Annotated in this window: 24 protein-coding genes; 18 read left to right on the forward strand and 6 right to left on the reverse strand. The window is 68.6% G+C overall.

Going from position 1 to position 25,828, the window contains the following annotated elements:
• Positions 1 to 10: 10 nt before the first annotated feature.
• The 4 genes from AC5P5M_RS06775 to AC5P5M_RS06790 all read left to right on the forward strand — a co-directional run bounded on the left by AC5P5M_RS06775 (position 11) and on the right by AC5P5M_RS06790 (position 5,158).
• Positions 11 to 1,345, forward strand: coding sequence for a D-tagatose-bisphosphate aldolase, class II, non-catalytic subunit (locus AC5P5M_RS06775; RefSeq protein WP_495205684.1), 1,335 nt, complete (start codon positions 11 to 13; stop codon positions 1,343 to 1,345).
• Positions 1,263 to 2,156 carry a DeoR family transcriptional regulator gene (locus AC5P5M_RS06780; RefSeq protein WP_346475376.1) on the forward strand — a complete coding sequence of 298 codons (894 nt, stop codon included), beginning with the start codon at positions 1,263 to 1,265 and terminating at the stop codon, positions 2,154 to 2,156. The genes AC5P5M_RS06775 and AC5P5M_RS06780 overlap by 83 nt, the downstream gene beginning before the upstream one ends.
• Complete coding sequence (locus AC5P5M_RS06785; RefSeq protein WP_180877095.1) at positions 2,153 to 3,268, forward strand: N-acetylglucosamine-6-phosphate deacetylase; 1,116 nt, start codon at positions 2,153 to 2,155, stop codon at positions 3,266 to 3,268. Before AC5P5M_RS06780 ends, AC5P5M_RS06785 begins: the two co-directional genes overlap by 4 nt.
• A gap of 102 nt (positions 3,269 to 3,370) precedes the next feature.
• Positions 3,371 to 5,158 carry an MFS transporter gene (locus AC5P5M_RS06790; RefSeq protein ID WP_053518007.1) on the forward strand — a complete coding sequence of 596 codons (1,788 nt, stop codon included), beginning with the start codon at positions 3,371 to 3,373 and terminating at the stop codon, positions 5,156 to 5,158.
• A 7-nt stretch (positions 5,159 to 5,165) separates the two neighbouring features.
• Here AC5P5M_RS06790 and AC5P5M_RS06795 read toward each other — a convergent pair whose 3' ends face one another.
• The 4 genes from AC5P5M_RS06795 to AC5P5M_RS06810 form a co-directional block, all read right to left on the reverse strand.
• Positions 5,166 to 5,597, reverse strand: a complete 432-nt coding sequence (locus AC5P5M_RS06795; RefSeq protein WP_460256603.1) for a SecDF P1 head subdomain-containing protein — start codon at positions 5,595 to 5,597, stop codon at positions 5,166 to 5,168.
• A 50-nt stretch (positions 5,598 to 5,647) separates the two neighbouring features.
• Positions 5,648 to 6,199 (reverse strand): HdeD family acid-resistance protein, encoded by a 552-nt coding sequence (locus AC5P5M_RS06800; RefSeq protein ID WP_053518003.1) that lies wholly within the window; start codon positions 6,197 to 6,199, stop codon positions 5,648 to 5,650.
• 58 nt (positions 6,200 to 6,257) lie between these two features.
• Complete coding sequence (locus tag AC5P5M_RS06805; protein WP_476340126.1) at positions 6,258 to 6,953, reverse strand: ComFC family protein; 696 nt, start codon at positions 6,951 to 6,953, stop codon at positions 6,258 to 6,260.
• Between the two features lie 183 nt (positions 6,954 to 7,136).
• The gene (locus tag AC5P5M_RS06810) at positions 7,137 to 8,477 is read right to left on the reverse strand and encodes a chloride channel protein (RefSeq protein ID WP_445394025.1); all 1,341 of its coding nucleotides are present in this window, start codon (positions 8,475 to 8,477) and stop codon (positions 7,137 to 7,139) included.
• Positions 8,478 to 8,681: 204 nt separating this feature from the next.
• On the opposite strand from AC5P5M_RS06810, the gene bioB reads away from it, so the two are divergent.
• From bioB to bioC, 5 genes are all read left to right on the forward strand, one after another.
• Positions 8,682 to 9,725 (forward strand): biotin synthase BioB, encoded by a 1,044-nt coding sequence (gene bioB / locus AC5P5M_RS06815; protein WP_481559428.1) that lies wholly within the window; start codon positions 8,682 to 8,684, stop codon positions 9,723 to 9,725.
• Between the two features lie 67 nt (positions 9,726 to 9,792).
• On the forward strand, positions 9,793 to 11,016 hold the full coding sequence (bioF, locus tag AC5P5M_RS06820) for an 8-amino-7-oxononanoate synthase (RefSeq protein WP_476340123.1): 1,224 nt from the start codon (positions 9,793 to 9,795) through the stop codon (positions 11,014 to 11,016).
• Positions 11,017 to 11,034: 18 nt separating this feature from the next.
• Positions 11,035 to 11,814 (forward strand): pimeloyl-ACP methyl ester esterase BioH, encoded by a 780-nt coding sequence (gene bioH / locus AC5P5M_RS06825; protein ID WP_053517994.1) that lies wholly within the window; start codon positions 11,035 to 11,037, stop codon positions 11,812 to 11,814.
• A gap of 29 nt (positions 11,815 to 11,843) precedes the next feature.
• A complete protein-coding gene (locus AC5P5M_RS06830; RefSeq protein WP_053517992.1) occupies positions 11,844 to 12,623 on the forward strand; it encodes an SDR family oxidoreductase in 780 nt (259 codons plus the stop codon).
• An 11-nt stretch (positions 12,624 to 12,634) separates the two neighbouring features.
• Complete coding sequence (gene bioC, locus AC5P5M_RS06835; RefSeq protein WP_053517990.1) at positions 12,635 to 13,519, forward strand: malonyl-ACP O-methyltransferase BioC; 885 nt, start codon at positions 12,635 to 12,637, stop codon at positions 13,517 to 13,519.
• Positions 13,520 to 13,685: 166 nt separating this feature from the next.
• On the opposite strand, the gene AC5P5M_RS06840 is transcribed toward bioC, so the two are convergent.
• Both AC5P5M_RS06840 and AC5P5M_RS06845 read right to left on the reverse strand, forming a co-directional pair.
• Positions 13,686 to 14,318 carry a YdcF family protein gene (locus AC5P5M_RS06840; RefSeq protein WP_111187213.1) on the reverse strand — a complete coding sequence of 211 codons (633 nt, stop codon included), beginning with the start codon at positions 14,316 to 14,318 and terminating at the stop codon, positions 13,686 to 13,688.
• Positions 14,315 to 15,277 carry a pyridoxal-phosphate dependent enzyme gene (locus AC5P5M_RS06845; protein ID WP_495205685.1) on the reverse strand — a complete coding sequence of 321 codons (963 nt, stop codon included), beginning with the start codon at positions 15,275 to 15,277 and terminating at the stop codon, positions 14,315 to 14,317. The genes AC5P5M_RS06840 and AC5P5M_RS06845 overlap by 4 nt, the downstream gene beginning before the upstream one ends.
• Before the next feature lie 156 nt (positions 15,278 to 15,433).
• Between AC5P5M_RS06845 and AC5P5M_RS06850 the strand changes: the two genes are divergently transcribed.
• From AC5P5M_RS06850 to AC5P5M_RS06890, 9 genes are all read left to right on the forward strand, one after another.
• Positions 15,434 to 15,910: a hypothetical protein gene (locus tag AC5P5M_RS06850; RefSeq protein ID WP_053517985.1), complete on the forward strand. Its 477-nt coding sequence runs from the start codon at positions 15,434 to 15,436 to the stop codon at positions 15,908 to 15,910.
• A 490-nt stretch (positions 15,911 to 16,400) separates the two neighbouring features.
• Complete coding sequence (mnmG, locus tag AC5P5M_RS06855; RefSeq protein ID WP_065174313.1) at positions 16,401 to 18,290, forward strand: tRNA uridine-5-carboxymethylaminomethyl(34) synthesis enzyme MnmG; 1,890 nt, start codon at positions 16,401 to 16,403, stop codon at positions 18,288 to 18,290.
• Between the two features lie 90 nt (positions 18,291 to 18,380).
• Positions 18,381 to 18,911: a gamma carbonic anhydrase family protein gene (locus AC5P5M_RS06860; RefSeq protein WP_053517982.1), complete on the forward strand. Its 531-nt coding sequence runs from the start codon at positions 18,381 to 18,383 to the stop codon at positions 18,909 to 18,911.
• Between the two features lie 122 nt (positions 18,912 to 19,033).
• Positions 19,034 to 19,723, forward strand: a complete 690-nt coding sequence (locus tag AC5P5M_RS06865) for an RDD family protein (protein WP_053517981.1) — start codon at positions 19,034 to 19,036, stop codon at positions 19,721 to 19,723.
• Positions 19,720 to 20,712, forward strand: a complete 993-nt coding sequence (locus AC5P5M_RS06870) for a stage II sporulation protein M (RefSeq protein ID WP_053517980.1) — start codon at positions 19,720 to 19,722, stop codon at positions 20,710 to 20,712. Before AC5P5M_RS06865 ends, AC5P5M_RS06870 begins: the two co-directional genes overlap by 4 nt.
• Positions 20,702 to 22,291, forward strand: coding sequence for a DUF4129 domain-containing protein (locus AC5P5M_RS06875; RefSeq protein WP_053517978.1), 1,590 nt, complete (start codon positions 20,702 to 20,704; stop codon positions 22,289 to 22,291). Before AC5P5M_RS06870 ends, AC5P5M_RS06875 begins: the two co-directional genes overlap by 11 nt.
• Positions 22,288 to 23,472, forward strand: coding sequence for a DUF4350 domain-containing protein (locus AC5P5M_RS06880; protein WP_164150504.1), 1,185 nt, complete (start codon positions 22,288 to 22,290; stop codon positions 23,470 to 23,472). Before AC5P5M_RS06875 ends, AC5P5M_RS06880 begins: the two co-directional genes overlap by 4 nt.
• Positions 23,469 to 24,455 carry an AAA family ATPase gene (locus tag AC5P5M_RS06885; RefSeq protein ID WP_053517976.1) on the forward strand — a complete coding sequence of 329 codons (987 nt, stop codon included), beginning with the start codon at positions 23,469 to 23,471 and terminating at the stop codon, positions 24,453 to 24,455. Before AC5P5M_RS06880 ends, AC5P5M_RS06885 begins: the two co-directional genes overlap by 4 nt.
• Complete coding sequence (locus AC5P5M_RS06890; protein ID WP_495205686.1) at positions 24,452 to 25,750, forward strand: DUF58 domain-containing protein; 1,299 nt, start codon at positions 24,452 to 24,454, stop codon at positions 25,748 to 25,750. Before AC5P5M_RS06885 ends, AC5P5M_RS06890 begins: the two co-directional genes overlap by 4 nt.
• Positions 25,751 to 25,828 lie beyond the last annotated feature (78 nt).

Below are 25,828 nucleotides of genomic sequence, written 5' to 3' on the forward strand. Positions count from 1 at the left end.
GAGCATGACCATGTCCCCGTTGCAGACCCTGCTTGCCTCCCACCGCGCCGGCCACAATGTGGGCCTGTACAGCGTCTGCTGCAGCAACGAACAGGTGCTGCGCGCGGCCATGCACGTGGCACTGGCACACGACACGGTGCTGCTGGTCGAAGCCACCTCCAACCAGGTCGACCAGTTCGGCGGCTACACCGGCATGACCCCGCCGCAGTACCGCGACTATGTCGGCACGCTTGCGGATGAGGAAGGCTTTCCGCGCACGCGGCTGATCCTGGGCGGCGACCACCTCGGTCCGAACGCCTGGCAGAAGCGCCCCGCCGCCGAAGCGATGGCCCACGCGCGCGTGCTGATCGAAGCCTACATGGCCGCCGGCTTCCACAAGATCCATCTGGACTGCAGCATGTCCTGCGCCGACGATCCGGTGCCGCTGCCTGATGCCACCGTGGCCGCGCGTTCGTCGGAACTGGCGACGATCGCCGAGCGCACGGCTGCCCGGCTCGGCCTGCCGGCGCCGGTGTACGTGATCGGCACCGAAGTGCCCGTTCCCGGCGGCGAAGCCTCGCTGGCCGGCGGCCTGCAGGTGACCACGCCGGCAGCCGCCGCGCAGACCCTGGCCATCCACCAGCAGGCATTCGATACCCCCGAACTGCGCGATGCCTGGCAGCGCGTCATCGCGATGGTGGTGCAGCCGGGCGTGGATTTCGATCACAGCAGCGTGCACGAGTACGATCCGGTCGCCGCCAATGCGCTGGCCGACTTCCTAGAACAGCAGCCGCGCATCGTGTTCGAGGCGCACTCCACCGACTACCAGCGCGAAAGCGGACTGCATGCGCTGGTCCGCGATCATTTCGCGATCCTCAAGGTCGGCCCCGCCGCCACCTTCGCCTATCGTGAGGCGCTGTTCGCGTTGGCAGCGATCGAACAGGCGCTGCTGCCGGCTGCGCAGTGCTCGCGCCTGCCACAGGTGCTGGAGGAGGTGATGGTAGCGCAGCCGAAGTACTGGCAACCCTACTACCAGGGTGACCAGGCGACACTGCGCCTGTTGCGCAGTTATTCCTTCAGTGACCGCTGCCGCTACTACTGGGGCGAGCCGGCACTGCTGCGCGCCGTGCAGACGCTGTTCTCCAACCTGGAGCAGCACACGCCACCGTTGGTGCTGCTGAGCCAGTACCTGCCGGAGCAGTACCGCGCCGTGCGTGACGGCCGCCTGGCCAACACGCCGACGGCCCTGGTGCAGCACCGCATCGGCCAGTGCCTGGGCGAGTATGCCCGCGCCTGCAGTGCCAACCAGGCAGGCAAGCGCGGTCAGGACACACGATCCGCTGCCGGCATTGCTGCGAACGGCTAATCTCTACCCCTCACAGCAGACCCGAGACTCCGCCATGCGCAACACCCGCTCCCGCCGGCAACAGATCCTGCAGCTGCTGATCGAGCACGGCTCGGTGCAGGTGGCCGATCTGGTCGAGCGCTTCGGCGTGTCCGCGGTGACGATCCGCGCCGACCTGACCCACTTCGAGTCGCAGGGCCTGGCCAACCGCACCCACGGTGGCGCCAATCTGGTGCGCACGCCTCCGCAGGAGCAGGACATCCATGAAAAGGATGCGCTGAATCTGCCCCTGAAGGAGTCCATCGGCGCCTGCGCGGCGAACCTGGTGCAGGCCGGTGACAACATCATCATCGACTCCGGTTCGACCACCATGACGCTGGCCCGCCATCTGCGTGGCCGCCGCGATGTGACGGTGATGACCAATGGCCTGAACATCGCGTGGGAACTGGCCAATGCTGCCGGCATCAATGTGCTGCTGACGGGCGGGCTGCTGCGTCAGCAGTCGTTGTCGCTGCAGGGCAGCCAGGCGGAGGCCAGCCTCAATTCCTACAGCTTCGACACCCTGTTCCTGGGCGTGGACGGGTTGGACCTGCAGTTCGGCCTGACCACCCACGATGAGGCGGAAGCGCGCCTCAACCACCGCATGGTCGAGCGCGCGCGCCGCATCGTCGTGCTGACCGACGCCTCCAAGTTCGGCCGTGTCAGCCTGCATCGCATCGCCCGCCTGGATCAGATCCATACCGTCATCACCGACGCCGGCATCGACGACGCAACCCGCGAGGGCCTGCAGCGGCTGGGCATCGAAGTGATCATCGCCGAGCCGCCCGCATGACCGACACCCGTTCCCTGCATGGCCGCATCCTCACCCCGCTGGGGTGGCGACGTGGCCATGTCCACTTCGACTCGCATGTGCGCCAGCTGCAGGTGGACGACCACAGCGGCGGTGATGACCCGCAGCTGCAGGTGATCCTTCCCGGTTTCATCGATCTGCATGTGCATGGCGCTGCCGGTGTGGACCTGATGCAGGGCGGCGATGTGGCCCGCACCATCGCCCGCACCCACCTGCGCTTTGGTACCACCACGCTGCTGGCGACCACCATGACCGCCGGCCTGGACGAGATCGAGTACGCCCTGCAGGGCGTGGCCGCCACCATGGCAGCGCCGGACGACGAGGCCGCATGCATCGCCGGCGTGCATCTGGAAGGGCCGTTCATCAGCCCTCAGCGCCTGGGCGCACAGCCCAACCGTACGATCGAGGCGACGCTGGCGCTGGTGCAGCAGCTGCATGCGCTGGCACCGATCCGGGTGATGACGCTGGCGCCGGAGATCGGCGAACACACGGCGCTGATTCCTGCGCTTTCGGCGATGGGCATCCGTGTGCAGCTCGGCCACAGCGCGGGTAGTTACGAAGAAGGTGTGGCTGCTCTGCAGGCGGGTGCATCCGGCTTCACCCATCTGTTCAACGGCATGACCGGCGTCGATCACTATCGCCCGGGCATCGCGGCGGCGGCGCTCGCCCATGCACGTTACGCCGAGATCATTCCCGACCTGCAGCACATCCATCCCGGCGTGATCCGCCTGGCCGCGCGCGCGATTCCGCGCCTGTACGCGGTGACCGACGCTACGGCCGCCACCGGCATGCCGGATGGCGAGTACGCGCTGGGCGAACAGCGCGTGCACAAGTGTGGCGGTTGCGTGCGGCTGGCGACCGGTTCGCTGGCCGGCAGCGCGCTGACCATGGACCAGGCACTGCGCAACCTGGTGCGTGTCGGCCTGGATCTGGCCGACGCCTCGCAGCGCGTTTCCACGTTCCCGGCCGACTACCTGGGCCTGGGCGATCGCGGTCGCATCGCGCCCGACGCCCGCGCCGATCTGGTGGTGCTGGACGCTGGACTGCGCCTGCAGCAGGTGGTGGTGGGTGGCCGGGTGGTCGAGCTGCACTGAGCAACATCCCTGCCGTAGAGCCACGCATGGCGCGGCGCCACAGAACGCAATCTGCGAAGAACCGCCGCCGGGCAGGGTCCGGCGCTACCACAGGAACTGCCGATGACTGCAAGCACCGCTCCGCGCTGGCCCGTACGCTATCTGCTCTTCATCGGCGGCCTCGGCGGCCTGCTGTACGGCATCGATATCGGCATCATTGCCGGTGCCCTGCCCTATCTGGAAGCGACCGCCAGCCAGGCCTGGCAGCTCAGCAGCCAGCAGCTGGGATTCGTCGTTGCGGCCGTTCTGCTGGGCAGTGTGCTGTCGTCACTGTTTGCCGGCATGGTGGCCGACCTGATCGGACGCCGCGGCGCGATGCTGCTGGCTGGCGTTCTGTTCACCGCCTCCATTCCCATCATGGCGCTCGCTTCGGGCTACACGCCGCTGCTGCTGGGCCGACTGCTGCAGGGGATCAGCGGCGGCCTGATCGGAGTGGTGGTACCCCTGTACCTGGCCGAGGTGCTCAGTCCGGAGCGGCGTGGCCGGGGTGCAGCGATGTTCCAGCTGCTGCTGACCATCGGACTCGTGCTGGCGGCGCTGATCGGCCTGTACCACGCCCAGGCCGTGGATGCCGCTGCCGAAACCGTGCGCTCGCTGCCGCTGGCACAGCAGGCGCAGGAACTGTTCGCCGTGAAGGACCATGCGTGGCGGACCATCTTCTGGAGCTGCCTGACGCCGGGCCTGGTGTTCTGTGCCGGCATTTTCTGGCTGTCGGAGTCGCCGCGCTGGCTGGTCCGCCGTGGTCGGGTGGACGACGCCCGTCGCAGCCTGCTGCGGGTGCTGCCTGCCGCCGAGGTCGAGCCCACGCTCGCGCGCATCCAGGCACCGGAATCCAGTGGCACGAACGGCAGGCGTGATCCGCTGCTCAGCCGCCGCTACGTGGTGCCGTTCGTGCTGGCCTGCGTGGTCCTGGCCTGCACCCAGGCCACCGGCATCAACTCGGTGCTCGCCTATGCGGTGAACATCCTCAACCAGGCGGGCCTGTCCGGTTCGGTGGCCAATGGCGCCGACGTGGCGATCAAGCTGCTCAATGCGGTGATGACCGTGGTCGCGCTGCTGCTGGTGGATCGCAAGGGCCGCAAGTTCCTGCTGATGCTCGGCAGCGGCGGTATCTGCGTGGCGCTGCTGGCCGCCGCCACCCTGTTTTTCCAGGCCGAACGCGGCCGCGCCGATGTGCAGCCGCAGCTGCAGGCCGCAGCCAGCGGCGATGGCCTGCATCTGGTACTGGACGAGGCACAGTGGCAACGCCTCACTGACGGCATCGACAGCGAAGGCCGTCCGATGCAGCTGACCGTGTCCTACGCCTATGGCGATTTTACCAACGTGCGCGCACTTCGCAGTGACAACCTGATCGATCGCGAGCTGCGCATCGACCGTGCCGGCACCGTGCAGCCGGACAGCGTCATCGGCGCCTTCTTCCGCACCCTGCACCTGAATCCGTTCGCAGACCCGGCCGGCGCAGCGCACGCACCGCTGCGCATCGAGCAGGCGCGGATCGGACCGGTGCCAACGCCCGCCCACGGCTGGGCGGTGGCCGCCTGCATCCTCGTGTTCGTTGCCTTCTTCGCGGTGGGCCCTGGCGTCTGCGTATGGCTGGCACTGTCCGAGCTGATGCCCAACCGGATCCGCTCCAATGGCATGAGCATCGCGCTGCTGATCAATCAGTTCGTGTCCACCACCATCGCCGCGATCTTCCTGCCGACCGTGGGCCACTATGGCTACGCCAGCATGTTCCTGTTCTGGGCGGCATGCACATTCGTGTTCTTCCTGGTGGCTGCGTTCTGGCTGCCGGAAACCAAGGGCAGGTCGCTGGAGGAAATCGAGGCCAGATTCGCGACCAGGCAGCGCTGAGCACGGTTCAGGGCGCCGGCACCCGCTGGCCGGTGATGTGCCATGCCAGTTCCTGCGCCTCGGCCACGCTGGGCAGGCCACTCAACATCATCGATTCGCCGAACGGGCCACTCACCGTCGCCACCGTCAGCACGCGGCCATCCACGCTGATCGCCACCCGCTTTCCCACCAGTGCGGCCGTGCCATCGTGGATGCGCTGCTGTGCCTCCTTGCGATAGCGGATCTGCAGGCCGGGCTGCTGGCTCTGGTCCAGCACGTAACGGACATCGGCGATGTCGGCACTGCCGGCAATCGGCGGCTCACGCAGCGCGAGTGTTTCACCCTGCCACTGTACCGCCGTGCCGTTGCCGGCAGCATTGATCGCGCTCAGACGCACATCCACGCCCGGACGCGGCGCATGATCCCTGCCAGCCTCCGCATCCGCTGTTGCGCCGGGCATGCAACCGGCCAGGCCCAGCACCGCGACCAGCAGAAGCGAACCCGCCCGCCTCACTTCAGCTTCCTCAGCTTGAATGCCACCAGCACCTGCAGCAGCCCATACAGCAGGCTGCCGATGCCGATCCACAGCGTGGTCACGGCCACGCCCGCGTAGGGATTGGCCGCAAACAGCAGGCCCAGCACCACCGCCAGCACACCACTGAGTATCAGCAACCACTCGCCCTGGATCTGCCTGCGCACGCGGATTGCGTACACGATGCGATAGATGCCGGCCACCAGCAGCCACGCCGCCAGGAACAGCACCAGCACACTGGCGGTGGCGAGCGGATTGATCACCGCCAGAATGCCGAAACCGAGCGAGGCGATGGCATACAGCGCCAGCCAGCCACGCGAGGCACCGCTGCCACCGCTGATCAGCGCGAACAGGCTGATGACACCTTCGATGATGGCCATCACGCCCAGCGTCCAGGCCAGGGCCGTCGCCGCCGACAGCGGCCAGCCGATCGCGATGATGCCGAAGCCGAGTGCGACCAGGCCATACAGCAGCAGGATCCACCAGCTGCGACCGACCGCCGACAACAGGGGAGACAAGGGGGAATTCATGACCACTCCTTCGATCCGGAATCGGCTTCATCCTAGCCCCTGGCGATGAAGAGGGCGATCACGGAACCCGTGCGCAGACCCACACGCGCACCTCTGCGGCACCCACGCAGCGCAGTGTCTCAGCGATTTCCATCACGGTGCTGCCGGTGGTCATCACATCATCGACCACGGTCAGCCGCGGCGGCACCGGCGCATGTGCATCGAAGGCGTCGAACAGGTTGTCCCTGCGCTGTTCGGCCGTGCGTTCGGATTGTGGTGCCGTATGCCGACGACGGTACAGGCCCTGCCAGACCGGCATCGGCAGCAACCGGCATAGTTCGGCGGCCTGGTTGTAACCACGCAGGCGCAGGCGCCGATCATGCAATGGCACCGGCACCAGCGGCGCGCACGACCAAGGGGGCGGCGCGCGCTGCATCAGCTGCGCGAGCAGGCGTCCGGCCGCCAGGTCCTGATGGAACTTGTAGCGCACCAGCAGCTGGTCCACCGGCGGCAGGTACAGCAGGCTTGCGTGCGTGGCCAGCTGCGGTGGTGCCTCCTCGCGGCAGCTGCCGCAGACGATCAGGGCCGCATCCGGCAGCGGCAGCGCGCAGCGCAGGCAGGCGCGACCCGACCACGGCAGTCCGGCGTAGCAGGCCGGACAGAGATCCAGCTCGTCGTGACCTGGGTCATTGCAGACCAGGCAGCGTAGTGGAATCAGCAGGCGCAGCAGCCGTTGCAACGGGGCCCCGGCGACGATGCGGTGGACGATGCGCATGCGGCAGGCTCGCGCATGGCAGGCAGCGACGCCATCGGCGGACGGACCAGACATGGGTCGGTGAAATGCCCGTCATCGTGTCCCGACGGGTATGACCCACCATGCCCCCTACTGCATGGCCTGCCAGGGTGGCTGCCGGTCGCCTCTCCCTGGCAGCATCTGCCGGGCACGTACGCGGATCACCTACTTTCGACCGGGATCGACGGACGTGGCATCGGCCGATGGGCCAGGCACCATCAGCAGCTCGGCCAGGCCACGATAGATCGGCACCCGGCACACCAGACCGGATACCCCGCGGGCAATCAGTACCGTGGCCAGAATCGGCAGCAGCAGGTCACCGCTGTCCGTCAGTTCCAGCGAGATGACGGCGGAGGTCAGTGGGGCCTGGGTGACGCCGGTCAGATACGCACACATGCCGAGCAGCACGAACGCGCGTGGATCCACGCCGGGCATCAGCACGGCCAGGTTGTGGCCCAACCCGGCACCGACCGCCAGCGCGGGCGAGAACAGGCCCCCGGGGATACCGGCCACATAGGAGGCCAGATTGGCCAGCAGCTTCATCAACCCGAACTCATGACCCACCAGCGCGTGACCCTGCACCAGACTGCGTGCCTGTTCGTAGCCGGTGCCGAACGCACCTTCACCAAACAGCATCGCCAGCGCCACCACCACCAGGCCGCAGCCGGCGGCCAACAGCACGGGATGGCGCTGGCGCAGTTGCCCCAGCCAGCGCGGACGGCCTGCCGCGCTCGCCAGTACGGCGCGCGCGAACAGTCCTCCCAGCAATCCCGCCACCACACCGCACAGCAGGATCGCCAGCCAGCCCTGGCCCAGCGGAAGCCGCGCCGAAACATGGCCGAAGTAGGTGTAGTTGCCCAGCAGACCCAGCGATACCACACCACCGACGATCACCGCCGTCAGCAGCGTGCCCGAGAACCGGTGCTCGAAGCGGCCGCTGAGTTCCTCGATGGCGAACACGATGCCTGCCAACGGGGTATTGAAGGCTGCCGCGATGCCTGCGGCGCCGCCCGCCAGCAGGAAGTGCGACAGCTCACGCGGGTCCTTGAAACCAAACCAACGACCGAACAGGTACATCAGGCTTGCACCCACGTGCACGGTCGGACCTTCGCGGCCGACCGAAGCACCGCCCAACAACGACAGTGACGTCAGCAGCAGCTTGCCGGCCGATACCGCCGGTGAAAGATTCGTCGCGCGGAACGAGGCATCCGGCTTGTCCAGCGCAGCGATGACCTGGGGAATGCCGCTGCCGCGGGTAGGCTTCAGTACGCCGCTGGTCAGCCATGCCAGCAGCGCGAAGATGCCTGGCGTGAGCAGCAGCGCCCACCACGGCGAATGCGCAGTGATGCGCTGGAACAGATGGAACGCCGCGTCGCTGGCCTTGGCGAACAGGATGGCCACCAGCGCCACCGCCACGGCACCTCCCCAGAGTGCGGCGCGGCGGCGCCAAGCCTCACTGAGGACCAGCGCGCTGATGCGGCCGCGAAGGCGATGGAGATCGGTCATGGGACAGAGTCTGCGCGCCAGCGCTTCCGTAGGGCAGTGGCTACTGTGGCCGGCTGCCTTGCACGAAACGGTGAAACGCGGTCCATCCGCTCCAGTCTGATCAGCGGGTCGCAATGTAAACTTGAAATCAATGTAATTGGTTGACAGAAGCTTCAGCGCTACCCACACTGCCGCCCTCGCTCCACTCGTACCCAGGGTCCTGCCATGGCCGCCGCCATCCGCCACGACTGGCAACACGATGAACTGCAGGCGCTGTTCGAACTCCCCCTCCCCGACCTGTTGTTCCGCGCCGCTGCGGTCCATCGCGAGCACTTCGACCCCGCCCGGGTGCAGGTCTCCACGCTGCTGTCGGTTAAGACCGGCGGCTGCCCGGAGGACTGCGCGTATTGCCCGCAGGCCCAGCGCTACAGCACCGGCGTCAACGCACAGAAGCTGATGGACACCGAAGCCGTGCTGGCCAAGGCGCGCCAGGCCAAGGCTGCCGGTGCGTCGCGCTTCTGCATGGGCGCGGCCTGGCGGTCGCCGAAGGATCGCGACATCCCGAAAGTGGCGGCGATGATTGCCGGGGTGAAGGCACTGGGCCTGGAAACCTGCGCCACGCTGGGCATGCTCAGTGGCGACCAGGCACGGGCACTGAAGGACGCCGGCCTGGACTACTACAACCATAACCTCGACACCGCGCCGGACTACTACGACTCGATCATCCATACCCGCCAGTACCAGGACCGCCTGGACACGCTGGAACACGTGCGGGATGCAGGCCTGAAGACCTGCTGCGGCGGCATCGTCGGCATGGGCGAGACGCGGGCGCAGCGCGTGGGCCTGCTGCTGGCCCTGGCCACGCTGCCGGCCCATCCGGATTCGGTGCCGATCAACAGACTGGTGCAGGTGGCCGGTACGCCGCTGCACGGCAGTGCCGAACTGGACCCGTTCGAGTTCGTGCGAATGATCGCGGTGGCACGCATTGCCATGCCGCGTTCGATGGTGCGCCTGTCGGCCGGCCGCGAGGCGATGAGCGACGAACTGCAGGCGCTGTGCTTCCTGGCCGGCGCCAACTCCATCTTCTATGGCGACAGGCTGCTGACCACCGGCAACCCGGAAAGCGAGCGCGATCTGGCATTGTTCGCGCGGCTGGGCCTGCAGCCGATGGCGGTGCAGGTGGACGCCGAGGGCCACGACCACGGCGGTACCGTGCATGCCGATATCGGCAGCGATGCACCCGGCTGCGGCTGCGCTCACGCAGCCTGAGACGGGGCCCGAGCAGGCGTCGCGGCAACGCGCTACCCTAGCCGCCCCGTCGCCGCCTCCCGCCGCCATGGCCCGCCCCGACCTCACCGCCCGCATCCAGGACCAGCGCGCGCTGCGCGATGCCCAAGGTCGTCGCCGCCCACGGCGCACGGTCACCCGCCGCGATGGCGTCTGCCTGGAAGTGGAAGGCCGCTGGCTGACCGGCTTCTGCAGCAACGACTATCTGGGCCTGGCCCAGCAGTTCAGCGTGGTCAATGCATTGCAGGACGCGGCCGCCCGCGAAGGCGCCGGGGCCGGCGCATCGCACCTGGTCTGCGGCCACCACGCGATGCACGATGCTCTGGAACGCGAAATGGCCGAGTGGCTGGGCTACCCGCGCGCACTGCTGTTCGGCAGCGGTTTTGCCGCCAACCTGGCGGTGCAGCAGGCGCTGCTGAGCGAAGAGAACGACGTCTGCGTGCAGGACAAGCTCAATCACGCCAGTCTGCTCGATGCCACGCGGCTGGCGGGCGCACGCCTGCGCCGCTATCCGCACCTGGATGCGGAAGGGGCCATGCGCCAGCTCAGGCACGCAGCCGATGGCGCAGCGATGCTGGCCACCGATGGTGTCTTCAGCATGGACGGCGACGTCGCGCCGCTGCGCGCACTGTCACTGGTCGCGCGCCTGCAGCAGGCACTGTTCTATGTGGACGATGCACATGGCGTTGGCGTGGTCGGCGATGGCCGGGGCACGGTGGCGGCCGCCGGTCTGGGCGTGGACGACGTGCCGTTGCAACTGGTCACCCTGGGCAAGGCGCTGGGCAGCGCCGGCGCGGTGGTGCTGGGCCGCGAAGACCTGATCGAGCATCTGGCCGAAACCGCCCGCCCCTACATCTACACCACCGCGATGCCGCCGGCGCTGGCGGCGGCGGCACTGGAAGCAGTGCGCCTGGCACGCCGCGACAACTGGCGCCGCACCAAGCTGGTCGACCTGATCGCACTGTTCCGCGGCGAAGCGCGCCGCCACGGGCTGGACCTGATGGCATCGGAGACACCGATCCAGCCCCTGCTGTGCGGCGATGACCACACCGCACTGGCGCTGTCCAAGGCGCTGGAGCAGGCGGGATGGCTGGTCGGAGCGATTCGCCCGCCGACCGTTCCAGAGGGCAAGGCACGCCTGCGCGTCACCCTCTCTGCCGTGCACACGGCAGACCAGGTGCGGGGGCTGGTCGAGGCCATCGCCAGCGCGCGTGATCGCCTCTCGATCACGCCGCGCGAGGCCGCGCCACCGCCGTTGCCGGCCCTGGCTTGAGGTTCGGCTGGTTTCCGCATGCATATCGAAGTCGCCGGCCAGGGGCCGGACCTGGTACTGATCCACGGCTGGGCCCTGCAGGGCGGTGTGTTCGCGCCGCTGGTCCAGCGCCTGGCGCAGCAGTTCACCCTGCACCTGGTCGATCTTCCCGGACACGGCCACAGCCGCGGGGACACCACGCCGTTGCGCCTGCCCTTCGTGGTCAACGCGATCGCCGCCGCCACGCCACCGGCGGTGTGGTGCGGGTGGTCGCTGGGCGGGCTGTTCGCACTGCATGCCGCGGCGACCCTGCCGAAAGTGCGGGGACTGGCGATGATCGCTGCCACGCCCCGCTTCGTGCGCAGCGACGACTGGCCGCATGCGGTGGAGCCGGCCGTGTTCGAGCAGTTCGGCCGTGAGCTGGCCAGCGATTTCGGTGGCACGCTGGAACGATTCCTGGCCCTGGATGTAATGGGTTCGGCGCACGCCCGCGAGGAACTTCGCACCCTGCGCCAGCGCCTGGTGGAGCGCGGTGCACCGACCGCACGCGCCCTGCGGGAGGGTCTGCAGCTGCTGGAAAGCACCGACCTGCGCGGCGCCCTGCCGGCACTGGGCAAGCCCAGCCTGTGGATCGCCGGTCAACGCGACAGGCTAGTGCCACCGGCCGCCATACAGGCTGCAGCGGCGCTCGCGCCCGGCGGACAGGCGCTGACCATCGCTCACGGCGGCCACGCCCCCTTCCTCGGCCACGCCGACGAAGTGGCCGCCGTCCTGCAACGCTTCGTTGCCGGCCTGACACCGGCGGATGACGGACAATGACGTTCCTTCGAACTGCGCAGGGCTGACGCATGGATCTGGGTATCAAGGGCCGCTGGGCCCTGGTCTGCGGTGCAAGCAAGGGGCTGGGCCTGGGATGCGCGCGCGCACTGGTGCGCGAAGGCGTGAACGTGGTGATCGTTGCGCGCGGCGAAGCAGCGCTGCAGGCCGCCGCCGAGCATCTGCGCGCACTGCCCGGCGCCGGCGAGGTGCACGCGGTCGCTGCCGACGTCAGCACAGAAGCCGGACGTGCCGCTGCGTTGGCCGCCTGCCCGCAGGTGGACATCCTGGTCAACAACGCGGGCGGGCCGCCGCCGGGCGATTTCCGCAGCTTCGAGCGTGACGACTGGATCGCTGCACTGGACGCCAACATGCTGGCCCCGATCGCGCTGATCCGCGCCACCGTGGACGCGATGATCGAACGCGGCTTCGGCCGTATCGTCAACATCACCTCGTCGGCGGTGAAGGCGCCGATCGATACCCTGGCGTTGTCCAACGGCGCGCGCAGTGGCTTGACCGGCTTCGTCGCCGGTCTGTCGCGGCGCACGGTCGCCCACAACGTCACCCTCAACAATCTGCTGCCTGGCCAGTTCGACACTGATCGCCTGCGCGCCAACTTCGCCCACAGCGCGGGCAAGGATGGCGATGCCGGAGAGATCGCCGAGCGCCGCCGCCAGCAGATCCCCGCCGGCCGCTTCGGCACCGCCGACGAATTCGGCGCGTCCTGCGCTTTCCTGTGCAGCGCACAGGCCGGCTACATCACCGGGCAGAACCTGCTGATCGATGGCGGCGCCTACCCCGGTACGTTCTGAGAGATCCTGCAATGCCGTCCCACTTCGATCCCCGCCATGTGCGCCGTGCGTTCTCCCGCGCCGCCAGCAGCTACGACGCCGCCGCTGCCCTGCAGCGCGAAGTGCAGTCACGGCTGGTGGAATCGCTGGACTACCTGGAGGCACGCAGGCCCGAGGTGGTGCTGGACATCGGTGCCGGTACCGGCCATGCCAGCGCACTGATGAAGAAGCGCTGGCCGAAGGCACAGGTGATCGCGCTGGATATCGCCCTGCCGATGCTCGATCAGGCCAGGCGCCAGGCCGGGTGGTGGAAGCCCTTCCAGCGCCTGTGCGCCGATGCGGCGGCGTTGCCGCTGGCCGACAACAGTGTGGATGTGATCTTCAGCAATCTCTGCCTGCAATGGGTGGACGATCTGCCTGCAGTGTTCGCCGGCTTCCGCCGCGTGCTCAAGCCCGGCGGCCTGCTGTTGTGCTCGACTTTCGGGCCGGAAACCCTGATCGAGCTCAACGAAGCGTTCGCTGCTGCCGATGATCGCCCGCACGTCAGCCGTTTCGCGCAGATCGCACAGTTCGGCGACGCGCTGATGATGGCCGGCTTCCGCGACCCCGTGCTGGACCGCGACCTGTTCACCCTGACCTACGAGGATCTGCCCGCCTTGATGCGCGAACTGCGGGCGATGGGCGCGACCAATGCGCGGGTGGACCGTCGGCATACGCTGACCGGCCGCGGGCGCTTCGCCGCTGCGGCGGCCGCCTACGAGCCGATGCGCCGTGCCGATGGCACGCTGCCCAGCAGTTGGGAAGTGATCTATGCCCATGCCTGGGCACCGGACCCGGGCGCGCCGATCCGCGAAGGCGGCCACGACGTGGCCTCGGTACCGGTGTCGGCCATTCCGATCCGTCGCAAGCAGACCTGATCGATCGATCACGGGTGATGTGCCGACCAAGGTCGGCGACTACCGACTCATGCACGGAATCCGTTCTGGTAGGTGCCGACCTTGGTCGGCACAATGCCTGCGGCATCGCGATCTGGCAGGTTGTGCCGACCAAGGTCGGCACCCACCCAAAGCAGGCGGCAGCCGCTCAGGTATTGGCCGGCGAACTCAGCGGTGGCCGCACCAGATCGCGATGGAAGAAATAGATTTCCTGCAGCAGGAAACGCCAGCTGGTGTGGAAGCTGCGGAAGCGGGTGCTCGGCGTCGATGACGCCAGCGCATCGATGCCCAGCGCCCGGCTCAGGCGCAGCGCGCGTGCCATGTGCAGCGGATCGCTGACGATGATCACCCGGTGCAGGTTGCGCTGGTCCATCAGCCGCTTGGCCTCGATCAGATTCTGCACGGTGTTGCGCGAAGCGGTTTCAATCAGGATCGCGTCGTCCGGAACGCCGTGCTTGAGCGCATAGCGCCGCGCCACCTGCGATTCGGAGAAGCGGGCGCCGCTGCCGCCATACCCCCCGGTGAAGATCAGCAGCGGTGCATACCGGGCCTCGTACAGGTCCAGGCCATGACGGATGCGCTCCTCGAAGACCGGCGACGGCTTGGCGTCATAGGCGGCCGCACCGAGCACGATGATCGCATCGGCCTGGGCGGCCTGATCGCGCTCTCCCACCCAGACGATCCATGCGGTCACGCCCAGCAGCCAGATCACCAGCAGCACGAACAGCCGCCACGCCCAACCGAACAGGCCGGTACGCTCGCGGTGCCGGCCGCGGCTCAAGGCATGCCCCAGCGCAGGGCGGGAAGATCGACGTTGCCACCGGACAGCACCAGGCCCACCCGCTGCCCGGCAAACCGTTCCGGCTGGGACAGCACCGCCGCCAGCACCGTCGCCGAAGACGGTTCAACCACCTGCTTGAGCACCTCCCACAGCAGGCGCATCGCAGCCAGGGTGGCGGCGTCATCGACCACGATGACCTCCGCACCGGCAGCACGCAGCAGCGCGAAGTTGGGCGCACCGATCAGGGTGCGCAGGCCATCGCAGACGGTATCGGGGGTGAACGCGCCCTGCCGCTCGCCGGCGGCCAGTGAGCGGGCGGTATCGTCGGCACCAGCCGGTTCGGCCAGCACCAGCCGGGTCTGCGGGCCGGCCAGCTGCAGCGCCAGCGCAGTACCGCTGGCCAGGCCACCACCGCCCACTGGCACCACCAACACGTCGAACGGCCCGTCGCTGTGCAGCAGTTCCAGCGCAGCGGTGCCCTGCCCTGCCATCACCGCCGGATCGGCATACGGGTGCACCAGGGTTGCACCGGTGTCGGCCTGCACCCTGGCGCAGGTGGCCTCACGCTCGGCAATGGTCGGCGCGCAACGCCAGAGCGTGGCTCCATGGCGCGCGATGTTGGCCAGCTTGGCGGCGACGGCGCCCTCGGGCACCACCACATGGCAGGGAATGCCCCGCGTCCGTGCCGCCAGCGCCAGGGCCGCGCCATGATTTCCCGATGAATGGGTGACCACACCTCGTGCGGCGCGCTCGTCCGACAGCAACCAGACGGCGTTGCAGGCGCCCCGGAACTTGAACGCGCCGCCCCGCTGCAGGTGCTCGGCCTTGAAGGCCAGGCGTGCGCCGGCAAGCGTGTCGAGGGTGCGCGAGCGCAGCACCGGCGTCACACTTGCGTGCGGCGCGATCCTCGCGGCGGCAGCCAGGACATCTTCGGCACGGGGCAACAGTGAATCGCTCATGACGCAAGATTAACGTATGCCCTCGTGCTGGCGACCCCGGCACAGGCCATGCCAGCATGCAGGCCTTCGCCGCCATTCATCCTGGGTGGTGGAATTAAGGGCCGATTCAATGCCCACGCCCGAAGCTGACTGCACACCCGTTCTGGGGGGACCCACATGAAAACGCGCCTGATGCTTGCCGGTGGCCTGTTGCTGGCCCTGACCGGCTGCACCACCTACGACTATGTCGGCGGTGGCCGCAGCGGCAGCTACTACCACGGTGCGCCGTCGGTGGAGTACCGCTACCCCGCCGGCTATCCCTACAACTACGGCCCGTACTACGGAGGCTATGGCGGCTATTACGGCGGCTATGGCTACCCGTACTACTCGCGTCCGATCTATCGTCCACCGCACAATCACCGCCCGCCACCGCGCCCGCCGGGCAATGGCGAGAACCGTCCGCCGCGTCCGCCGCGCGAGAACAATGGCGGCTCACCGTGGCGGAACATGGACTCGATGCGACGCCCGCCGCAGCCGAGCGTGCAGCGCCCGGCACCGCCGGCCCGCCCGGCGCCGGCACCGAGTGCGCCCAGGATGAACGGTTCCCCCTGGCGCAACATGGATCGTGCGACGCAGCGCACACTTGAGCGCTGAACCGTCTTGCATTTCACACGGTCCAAGCGGCAATCTAAAGCGGTTGTGACGGCCCGCGTCACAAAGTGACAAGAAGCGGTATGGGCCGTCGCGGAAAGCTCTACGTCGATATCCGACAGGAACATCTGGATCCCCCCTGTTCCGGCCCTGTCGGATGTCGGCACCTCTGAAGGCAGACGGCCCCGCAATGCGGGGCCGTCTGTTTTTGCGGATGCCTTCCGCGAAGAAAAACAGGGCCGGACAGTCCCCCGACTGCCGGCCCTCTGCTCCCCCATCGTGCGCCTGTACCGGCCCCTGTTCCAATTCCGGTCACGGGCGCCTTCGGCGCCAGCCACGATGGGTGCTATTGGGTTATCTGCAAAAATCCTGCCAACTTTAGGGTCAATTTCGTCCGGCCCTGGCCTCTCCGGGCGTCGCCCTGCCGAATGGCGCTAAAATCGCCACCCCGGCACCGCCTCCGGCCGCGCCCGCCCCCATCGACTCCGCCCCCATGACCCACTCCTTCCATCGTTACGACGTCATCGTCATCGGCGGTGGCCACGCCGGCACCGAGGCCGCGCTGGCCGCGGCCCGCACCGGCGTGCGCACCCTCCTGCTGACCCACAACATCGAAACGGTGGGCGCGATGAGCTGCAATCCGGCCATCGGCGGTATCGGCAAGGGCCATCTGGTCAAGGAGATCGACGCCCTTGGCGGGGCGATGGCGCATGCCGCCGACCGCGCCGGCATCCAGTGGCGCACGCTCAATGCCTCCAAGGGTCCAGCGGTGCGCGCCACCCGCTGCCAGGCCGACCGCAACCTGTACCGCATGGCGATCCGCGCCCTCGTCGAGGGCCAGGCCAACCTGACCGTGTTCCAGGCGGCCGTCGATGATCTGGTCATCGAGGGCGACGCCGTGCGCGGCGTCATCACCCAGACCGGCCTGCGCTTCGATGCGGAGGCGGTGGTGCTGACCGCCGGCACCTTCCTGGCCGGCAAGATCCACGTCGGTCCGACCCAGTACGCCGCCGGCCGCATGGGCGATCCGCCGGCCACCACGCTGGCCGCACGCCTGCGCGAGCGCCCGTTCCAGGTCGACCGCCTGAAGACCGGCACGCCACCGCGCATCGACGGCCGCTCGCTGGATTACAGCGTGATGGACGAGCAGCCCGGTGATACGCCGCGGCCGGTGATGTCCTTCCTCGGCTCGGTGGACGAACATCCGCAGCAGGTCAGCTGCTGGATCACCCATACCACCGAGCAGACCCACCAGATCATCCGTGACGCCCTGCACCGCTCGCCGCTGTACAGCGGCCAGATCGAAGGCATCGGCCCGCGTTACTGCCCCTCCATCGAGGACAAGGTGGTGCGCTTCGCCGAAAAGGCCAGCCACCAGATCTTCGTCGAGCCTGAGGGGCTGGGCATCGTCGAGATCTATCCCAACGGCATCTCCACCTCGCTGCCGTTCGACGTGCAGCTGGAGATGGTGCGCAGCATCCGGGGCTTCCAGAACGCGCACATCACCCGCCCCGGCTACGCCATCGAGTACGACTTCTTCGATCCGCGCGGACTGAAGGCTTCGCTGGAAACCAAGCTGGTCAACGGCCTGTTCTTCGCTGGCCAGATCAACGGCACCACCGGTTATGAAGAGGCGGCCGCGCAGGGCCTGCTGGCCGGCCTCAATGCGGCCCGCCAGGTGCGCGGCCTGGATGGCTGGTGCCCGCGCCGCGACGAAGCGTATCTGGGCGTGCTGGTGGATGATCTGATCACCCACGGCACCAACGAGCCGTACCGCATGTTCACCAGCCGCGCCGAGTACCGGCTGCAGCTGCGCGAGGACAACGCCGACCAGCGCCTGACTCCGGTTGGCCGCGACATGGGACTGGTCGATGATCGGCGCTGGATGGCGTTCGAGGCCAAGCAGGCTGCCGTAGCCGCCGAACGTGCGCGGCTGGGGGCGCTGTGGGCGACCCCGGCCAATGCCCTGGGCCGCGAAGTGCAGGACACGCTGGGGGTGACTGTCAGCCGCGAAACCAATGTGCTCGACCTGATCAAGCGCCCCGAGCTGGATTACGCGCAGCTGATGCAGGTGCCCTCGCTCGGCCCGGCAGTGGCCGATGGCAAGGTGGCCGAGCAGGTCGAGATCGGCGTGAAATACGCCGGCTACCTGGACCGCCAGCGCGACGAGATCGCGCGCCAGCAGCGGCACGAAGCCACACCGATCGCTGAAGGCTTCGACTACGCCAGCGTGCGTGGCCTGTCGGCCGAAGTGCTGCAGAAGCTGGAACGTGTGCGTCCGCAGACCATTGGCCAGGCGCAGCGCATCCCCGGCATGACGCCGGCCGCGATCTCGCTGCTGCTGGTGCACCTGGAGCGTGCACGGCGCGGACGCGTGGCGTAACGCAGCATCGACGGTGGCGCCGGGCCATGCCCGGCGAGCGCAGCGGCCCGCGTATCATCGTCGCGATCGCCCTGATTTCCGGAGACACCGATGACCCCGCTGCGCCCTTTCCGCGACAAGATGCCGGTGCTCGGTGCACGCGTATACGTCGACCCGGCGTGTACCCTCATTGGTGACGTGGAGCTTGCCGACGATGTTTCGATCTGGCCGGGTACCGTCATCCGTGGCGACGTCAATTTCGTCCGCATCGGCGCCCGCACCAACGTGCAAGACGGCACCATCATCCACGTCAGCCATCACAGCCCGTACAACAAGGCCGGCCATCCGACCCTGATCGGCGAAGGCGTGACAGTCGGCCACGGCTGCATCATCCATGCCTGCAGCATCGGCGATTACAGCCTGATCGGGATGGGCGCCTGCATCCTCGATGGCGCGCGCGTGGAGCGCCATGGCTTCGTCGGTGCTGGTGCAGTGGTGGGCCCGGGCAAGGTGGTCGGCGAAGGCGAACTCTGGCTGGGCAATCCCGCCCGGCCGGCGCGCATGCTGAGCGACAGGGAGATCGAGTCGCTGCATTACTCGGCCGACCACTACGTCCGGCTGAAGGACGAATACCTGGGCTGAGGCCCTCGACTGCCGGCGCGCTCTGCTAAAGTCTGGGCCCGACCAGGAACTGTCGAGACCCCCATGCCTGTGGTTGCCAGCCGGAGAGGACTCCAGCGCCCACAACGAAGGCCGTCGCTCTGATGGCCGCACCGATGCTCGACACCTACCGCGAGGTGGTGACGCCGGAAGGCGTGCCGCTGCAGCTGCCGGCCGCCGGTCCGGTGCCACGTGCGCTGGCCTGGCTGGTCGATCTGGCCATTCGTTTCGCGATTCTTGCCGCGCTGTCGATCCCGCTGGCGCTGTTGAAGGAATTCGGCACCGGCCTCTACCTGGCCCTGATGTTCCTGGTGTACTGGGCGTATCCGATCGTCTGCGAGGCGCTGTGGGGCCGCACCCCGGGCAAGCGCGCGCTGGGCCTGCGCGTGCTGGCCCGTGATGGCGCGCCGGTGGGCTGGATGGCGGCGATCACCCGCAACCTGCTGCGGACCGTCGACATGCTGCCGTTCGCTTACGCGCTGGGCCTGCTCAGCAGCCTGTTCGACGCGCACGGCCGCCGCCTGGGCGATCTGGTCGCCGGCACCGTGGTGGTGCACGCGCCGGCGCTGTACCTGCCGCCGCCGGCCACCATCGACAGCGTGCTGGCGCCGCCGCAGCCGCTGCGGCCGGAGGAACAGGCGGCGCTGCTGGCCTTCGCCGAGCGTGCCCCGCGGCTGGCACCGCTCCGCCAGCAGGAACTGGCCGCCATCGCCGAACCATTGACCGGCACCCATGGCCAGGTCGGCGTGCTGCGCCTGTATGCGATGGCCAACTGGTTGCTGGGACGGCGATGAAGCAGGAACAGTTCGTCGCCCGCCATCAGCAGGAATGGCTGGACCTGGAGCAGTGGCTGCTGCTGCGTGCCGGCGCCTCCCGCCGTCGCCGCCGCCAGCCCGCGGCCACCACGCTGGACGACACTGCGTTTCCACAGCGTTACCGGCGGCTGTGCCAGCAGCTGGCACTGGCCCGTGAGCGGGGCTACAGCCCGCAGTTGGTGCAGCGCCTGCAACAGCTGATGCAGCAGGGCCACAGCGTGCTGTACCGGACGCCTCCCACGCGCTGGCGGCGCGCGCTTGAATTCCTGGTGGCCGATTTCCCGCTGCTGGTGCGCAGCCAGGCACGCAGCATGTGGGCCGCCCTGGCGATGTTCGCGCTGCCGGCGGTGGGCTGCTTCGTGCTGGTGCAGCTGTACCCGGACCTGATCCACCAGGTGATGGACAACCGCCAGATCGCCGAAATGGAACGCATGTACGACCCGGCTGCCGAACGCCTGGGCCGCGACAGCGGTACCGACTGGATGATGTTCGGCCACTACATCATGAACAACATCAGCATCGCCCTGCGCACTTTCGCCAGTGGCCTGCTGGCCGGGCTGGGCACGCTGCTGGTGCTGTTGTTCAACGGCGTCATCATCGGCGCGGTGGCCGGCCACCTGCAGCACATCGGCCATGGTGATCCCTTCTGGCGCTTCGTGGTCGGCCACGGTGCATTCGAGCTCACCGCCATCGTCATCGCAGGCGGCGCCGGTCTGCAGCTGGGCATGAAGCTGCTGGCGCCCGGACGCCGCAGCCGCCTGGACGCACTGGTCGAAGGTGGCCGCATCGGTGCCCGGCTGTGCCTGGGCGTGGCCTTCATGTTGCTGGTCGCGGCGTTCGTGGAGGCGTTCTGGTCGTCCATTGCCGAAGTGCCGGCGTGGGGCAAGTTCAGTGTGGCCGGGGTGCTGTGGGCCGGCGTGCTGCTGTGGTTGTGGCGTGGCGGACGCGGAGGCGGCGATGCGCATTGATCGCCTGGACGTCGTGCTGCGCGCACGCAGCGGCTGGGAAGCGATGGAGCTGGGCAGCGCGCTGACCCGCCGGCATGCGCGTGCGGTGTGGGGCAGCTGGCTGCTGGCCAGCGCACCACTGTTCGTGATCGCCAACGCACTGGGCTGGTGGCTGGACGCATTCGGCCTGGCCTGGCTGCTGATGTGGTGGTGCAAGCCCGTGTTCGAACGCGCGCCGCTGTATGTGCTGTCACGCGGTGTGTTCGGCGAGCCGGTCACCGCCCTGGCCGCCCTGCGGGCACAGCGGCAGTGGGGCAACCGTGGTTTCTGGGGCTACCTGGGCTGGCGTCGCTTCAGCGTGCTGCGCAGCCTGTGCCTGCCGGTCAACCTGCTGGAGGGCAACACCGCCGAACAGCGTGGCCCGCGCCGGCGCGCGGTCGCAGCCGGCGCGGCGGGTCCGGCGCTGGTGCTGACCGTAGCCTGCATGGTGTTCGAGGGCGTACTGGTCGCAGGCGCGATCGGCGCGGTGTTCATGTTCATCCCGTTCGAGCTGCTCTCCGATTCCTGGCGCGCGGCCTGGGACATGATCGGCAAGGACACGCCCGCCTGGGCGAAGCTGGGATTCAATCTGGCCTGCTGGCTGGCCTCCGTGCTGATCGGGCCGTTCTACGTCGGCGCCGGGTTCGGCCTGTACTTGAATCGACGTACGCAGATGGAAGCCTGGGACGTGGAGATCGCCCTGCGCCGGCTGCGCGAACGCCTGCTGCCGGTTGCCTCGTCGCTGGCGCTGCTGCTGTGCCTGGCACTGCCGCTCACCTCCATGCCGGTGCACGCGCAGGAGGGTGACGCATCGAGCAACCGCAAGAGCGACGCGCGCCGGGCACCGCAGATCAACCCCGGCGATACACCCGCCATGATCTTCGGCGACACCCCGGTGGATACCGCGGGCTTCCGCCAGGCCGTGAGCCGCGCCTACGAGGATCCATTGCAGCGCCCGACCCGCCAGGTCACGCAGTGGAAAGCGATCGAAGAGGCGGAAGAGAAAAAGGACGCACGCAAGGAACTGGAACGCGACGGCAGCAGCCAGAGCCAACGCACGTCGCGCAGCAGCAGCATCGCCTGGCTGGCGCGATTGGCCGAATGGGGCCTGTGGGGCCTGCTCGGTGCCCTCCTTCTGGTGCTGGTGCTGACTGCACGGTTGTGGCTGCCGTGGCTGCGCGGCTCGGGCCGCCGCCGGGCCGCAGCGGCGCCGCACGTGGTCGAGGAACAGGTCGAGCTGCCGGTGGTGCTGCCGCCGGACGTGGCGACCCAGGCTGGTCTGCTGTGGGACCAGGGCCGGCCGCGCCAGGCGCTGGCCCTGTTGTACCGGGCCAGCGTGCGCACGGTCAGCGAGCGTGCCGGCATCGCACTGCCTCCGGGCGCCACCGAATCGCAGTGCCTGCGTGCCTCGCGACGCATGCCCGACAGCGTCGACCGTGAACTGTTCGCGCGGATCGTGCGGATGTGGCAATACGCCGCCTACGGTGGTCACCTGCCCAGCCGCGGCGATTTCGATGCGCTGGCCACGACCCTGCGCCAGCAGTACGGGTGGCAGGCATGAACCCGCGCCTGTTCTGGTCACTGTTGCTGGGGACGCTGCTGCTGCTCGGCGTGCCACTGGCGATCCTGTTCATGCGTACCCATGAGCGGGTCACCGAAACGGTCACGCTGCCACCGCAGGGCGAGGCCCGTTACAACCCGCTGTACGTGCTCGGGCAGGCGCTGCGCGCCGATGGCATCGAGGTGCATGCGCGGCCGCGGCTGGACCTGCAGCAGATGGCGCTGGGGCCGCAGGACACGGTGGTGCTGCTGCAGGACAGCAGCGAGCTGCCGGCGCCGGCCGCCAGGGCGCTGTTGGCGTGGGTCGACGGCGGTGGCCATCTGCTGCTGCGCACGCCGCCGCCGGCCGAGGACGATGCCGACAGCACGCAGGGGCCGCTGCTGGATGCACTCGGCGTGGACAGCCTTTACCAGCGCAGCGACTGCCAGCCCTTCCATGTCCAGGACGATCCCGGCCACGTGGAATTCTGCAAGGGCCGGCGCTTCACGCTTGGCTTCGCCGCTGAGGCGCGGACCGAACGCCGGTGGGGCAGCGGGCACGACCTGGTGTTCGCGCGCCTGCGTCACGGCCAGGGCCGGGTGAGCGTGCTGGCGGACATGGATTTCATGCGCAGCGAAGTGGAGTCGCAGGCCGCGCGGATGGCCGCAGCCAAGGGCCAGGCCAGCGACGGCCTGCACGACCGTTCCCACCGCGATCTGACCCGCTACCTGCTCGATCCCAATTACGGCAAGGGCGCCATGTGGCTGGTCTATGCCAGTCGTCCGCCGTCACTGTGGGTGCGCCTGTTCTACCAGGGCTGGCCGCTGTGGGTACCGCTGCTGATGGCACTGCTGGCCTGGCTGTGGGCGCGCTCGCAGCGGTTCGGCAGCCTGTTGCCATCGCCCGTGATCGAGCGCCGCTCGCTGCTGGAACATGTGCGCGCCAGCGGCGAACTGCTGCTGCGCTTCGGCCAGGGCGTGCGCCTGTACCAGGCCGTGCATGCCCTGTTCGTGCATCGCCTGCGCCTGCGCGCGCCACTCGCTGCTGCGCTGGAAGGCGCGCCACGCGAACAGGCCATCGCCGAACTGCTGCAGTGGCCGCGCAGCCGCGTTGCCAGTGCCCTGACTCCGCCTCCGCCGCACGATTCCTCCGCCCTGCGCGAGCGCATCCGCTTGCTGCTCCAGATGAGATCCCTGCTATGACCGAAGTCCCCGAACGTCCGGCGGCCGCCAATGCCCGCCTGATCGAACGCGTCGACGCCATCCGCCAGGCCGTCGGCCACGCCTTCATCGGCCAGGCCGACGTGCTTGACCAGATCCTGGTTGCCCTTCTGGCTGGCGGCCATGTCCTGATCGAAGGCGTGCCCGGACTGGGCAAGACACTGCTGGTGCGCGCACTGGCGCAGGCACTGGAACTGGACTATGGCCGCGTGCAGTTCACGCCGGACCTGATGCCCAGCGATGTCAGCGGCCACGCCGTCTACGATCCGAAGAGCGAGAGCTTCAAGATCCGTCGCGGGCCGGTGTTCACCAACCTGCTGCTGGCCGACGAGATCAACCGTGCACCGGCCAAGACCCAGTCCGCACTGCTGGAAGTGATGCAGGAGGGCCAGGTGACCATCGAAGGCAAAGCCTTCACCCTGGCGCCGCCGTTCATGGCCCTGGCCACGCAGAACCCGCTGGAACAGGAAGGCACCTACCCGCTGCCGGAAGCGCAGCTGGATCGCTTCCTGTTGAAGGTGCTGATCGACTATCCGCAGCTGGAGGATGAGAAACGCATGGTCACGGCCATCACCCGTGGCCGCGCCGCCAGCGATTTCGATCTGAGCCGGGTGCCGCGCGTACTGGGCGCCGGAGAACTGCTGCAGCTGCAGCAGGCCACGGCCGCGATCACCGTCGATGACGAAGTGATCGACTACGCCGTGCGCATCGTCGCCGCCACCCGGCAATGGCCCGGCATCGCCGTGGGCGCTGGACCGCGTGGCAGCATCGCGCTGGTGCGTGCTGCGCGCGCGCAGGCCGTGCTGGCCGGTCGTGACTTCGTCACCCCCGATGACGTGCGCGACATCGCGCGTCCGGCGCTGCGCCACCGCATCGCGCTGGCACCGGAACTGCAGATCGAAGGCCAGGACGCCGACGATGTGCTGGGTGCGCTGCTGGCCAAGGTGGAAGCACCGCGCCGATGAGGCCTGCGCCGCTGCTGCTGGTCCTGCTGCTGGCCTGGGCTGCGCTGGGAGGCGTGGTGCTGGCCGGCGCATTGCCGCGCTGGAGCTGGGCACTGGTTGCCACTGTGATCGGTACGCTGGCGTTGCTGGACCTGTGGCGGCAGGCCCGGCGACCGTCGCCACAGGTGCAGCGCGAGCTGCCCGAAGCGCTGGCCCTGGGCGTGCGTCGCGAGGTGGGCCTGCGCCTGCAGACCACAGAGCCGATGCGGGTGCAGGTATTCGATCTGGTGCCGGGTGGCTGGCCACTGGAGTCGCTGCCCCAGCGCGTGCAGCTGCGTCCCGGGCATGCCTGCGCGCTGCACTACGCCCTGCAGCCGCAGCAGCGCGGACGCTTCCGCTTCGAGGGCGTGCAGCTGCACATCCGCTCGCCATGGCGCCTGTGGTGGCAGCAGCGCACCCTGCCCCCTCTGCTGGACGTCCGCGTCTATCCGAACTTCGTGCCGCTGACCCGCTTCGCGCTGTTCAGCGCCGATCAGGCCTCACGTCTGGTGGGCGCCCACGTGAAGCGCCGGCGTGGTGAAGGCACTGACTTCCACCAGATGCGCGAGTACCGCGTCGGCGACAGCCTGCGCCAGCTCGACTGGAAGGCCACCGCCCGCGCACGCAAGCTGATCTCCCGCGAGTACCAAGACGAGAAGAACCAGCAGTTGCTGCTGATGCTCGACAGTGGCCGCCGCATGCTGGCCAGCGAAGGCGGACTCTCGCACTTCGACCATGCCTTGAACGCCTCGCTGGTGGTCGCCTATCTGGCGTTGCGGCAGGGCGATGCGGCTGGCCTGTTCGCCGTCGGCGGCGAGCGTCGGTGGGTGCAGCCACAGCGCGGCATGGGCACCGTCGAGCATCTGCTGCGGGCCAGCTACGACCTGCAGCCGCAGCCGGTGGCCACCGATTACCTGGCCGCCGCCACCGAAGTATCCCTGCGCCAGCGACGCCGTGCGCTGGTGATGCTGGTCAGCAACGTGCGCGACGAAGACATCGAGGACCTCCTGGCCGCGGTGCGCCTGCTGCAGCGCCGCCACCTGGTGTGCGTGGCCAGCCTACGCGAGCACGAGCTGGACGGCGCGCTGGAAGGCGAGGTGCATACGCTGGAGGACGCCGCGCAGGCCGGCGCCGCGGCGCTGTACCTGCAGCAGCGCGCGAAGGCGCACGAGGCACTGCGCAGCGAGAAGGTGATGGTTCTGGACGTGACCGCCGATGCCCTGCCGGCCGCGCTGGTGGAACGCTACCTGGCCGTCAAGCGCGAAGGCCTGCTCTGACCGGTAGCGCCGGGCCATGCCCGGCGGATCACCGCACACGCCGGGCATGGCCCGGCGCTACCGTCCACTACGTGTGCG

It is taken from the genome of Stenotrophomonas sp. YJH_SMC_106-19 (genome assembly GCF_059368375.1).

Excerpts from the sequence above, each read along its gene's own strand:
- mnmG (WP_065174313.1), top strand. The coding sequence starts at position 16,401 with ATGACCCACTCCTTCCATCGTTACGACGTCATCGTCATCGGCGGTGGC.
- AC5P5M_RS06860 (WP_053517982.1), top strand. The coding sequence starts at position 18,381 with ATGACCCCGCTGCGCCCTTTCCGCGACAAGATGCCGGTGCTCGGTGCA.
- AC5P5M_RS06850 (WP_053517985.1), top strand. The coding sequence starts at position 15,434 with ATGAAAACGCGCCTGATGCTTGCCGGTGGCCTGTTGCTGGCCCTGACC.
- AC5P5M_RS06800 (WP_053518003.1), bottom strand. The coding sequence starts at position 6,199 with ATGAATTCCCCCTTGTCTCCCCTGTTGTCGGCGGTCGGTCGCAGCTGG.
- AC5P5M_RS06880 (WP_164150504.1), top strand. The coding sequence starts at position 22,288 with ATGAACCCGCGCCTGTTCTGGTCACTGTTGCTGGGGACGCTGCTGCTG.
- AC5P5M_RS06805 (WP_476340126.1), bottom strand. The coding sequence starts at position 6,953 with ATGCGCATCGTCCACCGCATCGTCGCCGGGGCCCCGTTGCAACGGCTG.
- AC5P5M_RS06885 (WP_053517976.1), top strand. The coding sequence starts at position 23,469 with ATGACCGAAGTCCCCGAACGTCCGGCGGCCGCCAATGCCCGCCTGATC.
- AC5P5M_RS06790 (WP_053518007.1), top strand. The coding sequence starts at position 3,371 with ATGACTGCAAGCACCGCTCCGCGCTGGCCCGTACGCTATCTGCTCTTC.
- bioF (WP_476340123.1), top strand. The coding sequence starts at position 9,793 with ATGGCCCGCCCCGACCTCACCGCCCGCATCCAGGACCAGCGCGCGCTG.
- AC5P5M_RS06870 (WP_053517980.1), top strand. The coding sequence starts at position 19,720 with ATGAAGCAGGAACAGTTCGTCGCCCGCCATCAGCAGGAATGGCTGGAC.
- AC5P5M_RS06810 (WP_445394025.1), bottom strand. The coding sequence starts at position 8,477 with ATGACCGATCTCCATCGCCTTCGCGGCCGCATCAGCGCGCTGGTCCTC.
- AC5P5M_RS06890 (WP_495205686.1), top strand. The coding sequence starts at position 24,452 with ATGAGGCCTGCGCCGCTGCTGCTGGTCCTGCTGCTGGCCTGGGCTGCG.
- AC5P5M_RS06780 (WP_346475376.1), top strand. The coding sequence starts at position 1,263 with ATGCCCGCGCCTGCAGTGCCAACCAGGCAGGCAAGCGCGGTCAGGACA.
- AC5P5M_RS06845 (WP_495205685.1), bottom strand. The coding sequence starts at position 15,277 with ATGAGCGATTCACTGTTGCCCCGTGCCGAAGATGTCCTGGCTGCCGCC.
- AC5P5M_RS06875 (WP_053517978.1), top strand. The coding sequence starts at position 20,702 with ATGCGCATTGATCGCCTGGACGTCGTGCTGCGCGCACGCAGCGGCTGG.
- AC5P5M_RS06785 (WP_180877095.1), top strand. The coding sequence starts at position 2,153 with ATGACCGACACCCGTTCCCTGCATGGCCGCATCCTCACCCCGCTGGGG.
- bioC (WP_053517990.1), top strand. The coding sequence starts at position 12,635 with ATGCCGTCCCACTTCGATCCCCGCCATGTGCGCCGTGCGTTCTCCCGC.
- bioH (WP_053517994.1), top strand. The coding sequence starts at position 11,035 with ATGCATATCGAAGTCGCCGGCCAGGGGCCGGACCTGGTACTGATCCAC.
- AC5P5M_RS06795 (WP_460256603.1), bottom strand. The coding sequence starts at position 5,597 with ATGCCCGGCGCAACAGCGGATGCGGAGGCTGGCAGGGATCATGCGCCG.
- AC5P5M_RS06865 (WP_053517981.1), top strand. The coding sequence starts at position 19,034 with ATGGCCGCACCGATGCTCGACACCTACCGCGAGGTGGTGACGCCGGAA.
- bioB (WP_481559428.1), top strand. The coding sequence starts at position 8,682 with ATGGCCGCCGCCATCCGCCACGACTGGCAACACGATGAACTGCAGGCG.
- AC5P5M_RS06775 (WP_495205684.1), top strand. The coding sequence starts at position 11 with ATGTCCCCGTTGCAGACCCTGCTTGCCTCCCACCGCGCCGGCCACAAT.
- AC5P5M_RS06830 (WP_053517992.1), top strand. The coding sequence starts at position 11,844 with ATGGATCTGGGTATCAAGGGCCGCTGGGCCCTGGTCTGCGGTGCAAGC.